2 protein-coding genes are annotated in these 2,894 nt (G+C 68.9%); both read right to left on the bottom strand.

Annotated elements, in window-relative coordinates; genetic code table 11:
* Nucleotides 1–1,799, bottom strand: a 1,799-nt coding sequence (gene mutL, locus FFS27_RS31195; protein ID WP_137952473.1) for a DNA mismatch repair endonuclease MutL, incomplete at its 3' end; no start/stop codon positions are given.
* The coding region (amiB, locus tag FFS27_RS31190) for an N-acetylmuramoyl-L-alanine amidase AmiB (protein ID WP_031800492.1) at nucleotides 1,799–2,894 on the bottom strand (1,096 nt) is incomplete at its 5' end. The genes amiB and mutL, both read right to left, overlap by 1 nt.

Raw genomic sequence — 2,894 nt, 5'->3', positions numbered from 1 at the left:
TCGCGCAACAGGGCGTTCATTTCCGGCAGGGTCAGGCGCCGGTTGGCGCGCACCGCGCCATGGCAGGCCATGGTGCCGAGCAGCTCGTTCAGGTGCGCCTGGATACGGTCGCTGGTGCCGTACTCCAGCAGGTCGGCGATGACATCGCGCACCAACTGGGTCGCCTCCGCCTGCTTGAGCAGCGCAGGGATCTGCCGGATCGCCAGGCTTTCCGGCCCCAGGCGCTGCAGCTCGAAGCCCAGGCGCTGGAACCAGCTGGAATGCTCTTCCGCGCAATCCGCCTCGCGCTCGCTGACCGCGATCGACTCCGGCACCAGCAACGGCTGCCCACGCAAGCCTTCGCTGGCCATCGCCACCTTGAGGCGCTCGTAGGTGATCCGCTCGTGGGCCGCGTGCATGTCCACCAGCACCAGGCCGTGGGCGTTCTCGGCGAGGATGTAGATGCCCTTGAGCTGCGCCAGGGCGTAACCCAGCGGCGGGATGTCCTGGGCGCTCTCGGGCAACGCGGCTGGCGCCTCGCCCGCGGGTAACGGCGCGAAGTAGGCCTTGTAGGCGCCACCGGCCTCGGCCAGAGAAGGCGGCGCCTCCGGCCGGGTGTAGGCGGAATAGCCGGAGGAGCCGCCGGAGACCGACGAGCCGCCACTCCAGCCCACCCGTGCCGCCGGACTCTCCAGCACGCTCTCGGCCAGGCGCATCTCGCCCTGCGGGCCGAACTCGCCGGCGGCAGCGCCGGTCGGTCGCGGCTCGGTCAGGCTGGTCGCCCCGGGCGGCGCGAGCTGGTCGTCGGGACGGACCTCGCCCAGCGCACGATGCAAGGTGCCATAGAGGAAGTCATGGACCATCCGGCTGTCACGGAAGCGAACTTCGTGCTTGGTCGGGTGCACGTTGACGTCCACCACCGCCGGATCGACTTCGAAGAACAGCACGAAGGTCGGATGCCGGCCGTTGTACAGCACGTCGCGATAAGCCTGGCGCACCGCGTGGGCGACCAGCTTGTCGCGCACCATGCGCCCGTTCACATAGAAGTACTGCAGGTCCGGCTGGCTGCGGGAGAAGGTCGGCAAGCCGACCCAGCCCCACAGGTGCAGGCCGTTGCGCTCGACCTCGATCGGCAGCGCCTGCTCGAGGAATGCCTGGCCGCACACCGCGCCGACCCGGCGCGCGCGGGCCAGCTCGTCTCGCGCCTCGTGCAGGGCGAAGATGGTCTTGCCGTTGTGGCGCAGGTGGAAAGCCACGTCGAAGCGGGCCAGCGCCAGGCGCTTGATGACCTCCTGCAGATGGTCGAACTCGGTCTTCTCGGCACGCAGGAACTTGCGCCGCGCCGGGGTGTTGAAGAACAGGTCGCGAACCTCGACGCTGGTCCCCACCGGGTGCGCCGCCGGCTGTACCCGCGGCTGCATGTCGCGGCCCTCGGTTTCCACCTGCCAGGCTTCGCCGGCGTCGGCGGTACGCGAGGTCATGGTCAGGCGCGCTACCGAGCTGATCGAGGCCAGCGCCTCGCCACGGAAGCCGAGGCTCATCACCCGCTCCAGGTCTTCCAGCTCGCGGATCTTGCTGGTGGCGTGGCGAGCCAGGGCCAGCGGCAGGTCGTCGGCGGGGATGCCGCGACCGTCGTCGCGCACTCGCAGCAACTTGATGCCGCCCTGCTCGACCTCCACGTCGATGCGCCGAGAACCGGCGTCAAGGCTGTTTTCCAGGAGTTCCTTGGCCACCGAGGCGGGACGCTCGACCACCTCACCGGCGGCGATCTGGTTCGCCAGCCGCGGACTCAGCAGCTGGATACGCGGTGCTTCACTCATCACTGGGCCGCCAGGGCGGTGCTCGGGATGGACAGGGCCTGGCCGACTTTCAGGTTGTCGCTGGACAGACTGTTGCTGCTGCGCAGCGCGGCCATGCTCACTTCATAGCGCTGGGCGATCATCGCCAGGGTCTCTCCGGGCCGCACCACGTGCTCGCGCGGCCCCATGGAGAGCTTGCCCTGGGCGCGCAAAGAGGCGATGTAGGTGCCGGGCGGCGGGCTCTGCTGGAAATACTGGCGGATGCCGCTGGTGATCGAACGCGCCAAAGCCTGCTGATGGCTGGCGCTGGCCAGCTTGCGCGACTCGTTGACGTTCGAGATGAAGCCGGTTTCCACCAGGATCGACGGGATGTCCGGCGACTTCAGCACCATGAACCCGGCCTGCTCGACACGACGCTTGTGCAGCGAAGTGATGCGGCCGACATTGGTCAGCACCTTGTGGCCGACGTCCAGGCTCGACGAGAGGGTGGCGGTCATCGACAGGTCGAGCAGCACGCCGGCGAGCATCTGGTCCTTGTCGCCGAGGCTGACGCTGCCATCGCCGCCGATCAGGTCGGAACGGTTCTCGCTGTCGGCCAGCCAGCGCGCGGTTTCCGAAGTGGCGCCGCGGTCGGACAGGGCGAACACCGAGGCACCGAAGGCGCTGCGGCTCGGCGCGGCGTCGGCATGGATCGAGACGAACAGGTCGGCGCCCTTCTTGCGGGCGATCTCGGTGCGCTTGCGCAGTGGGATGAAGTAGTCGCCGGTACGGGTCAGCTCGGCCCGGTAACCGCGCACCTGGTTGATCTGGCGTTGCAGCTCGCGAGCGATCGACAGGGTGATGTTCTTCTCGTGCAGCCCGCCCGGGCCAAGGGCGCCAGGGTCTTCACCGCCGTGGCCGGCGTCGATGGCGATGACGATATCGCGGGTACCGCCCTTGGTCGGCAGCGGCAGCTTGGCCACCGGCTGGGTCGGCGTCACCGGAGTGACCGGCACGCTCGGGGTCGGCGTCGCGGGTACGTCCGGGGTCAGGTCGGCGCCCTGGTCGTAGAGATCGACCACCAGGCGGTTGCCGTATTGCTGGTTGGGCGGCAGGACGAAGCTTTTCGGGGTGACC

The sequence above is a fragment of the Pseudomonas sp. 2VD genome (assembly GCF_005503585.1).
In the GTDB taxonomy this organism is placed as follows: Bacteria; Pseudomonadota; Gammaproteobacteria; order Pseudomonadales; family Pseudomonadaceae; genus Pseudomonas; species Pseudomonas aeruginosa.
This window is presented reverse-complemented; position numbering and strand designations above follow the sequence as displayed.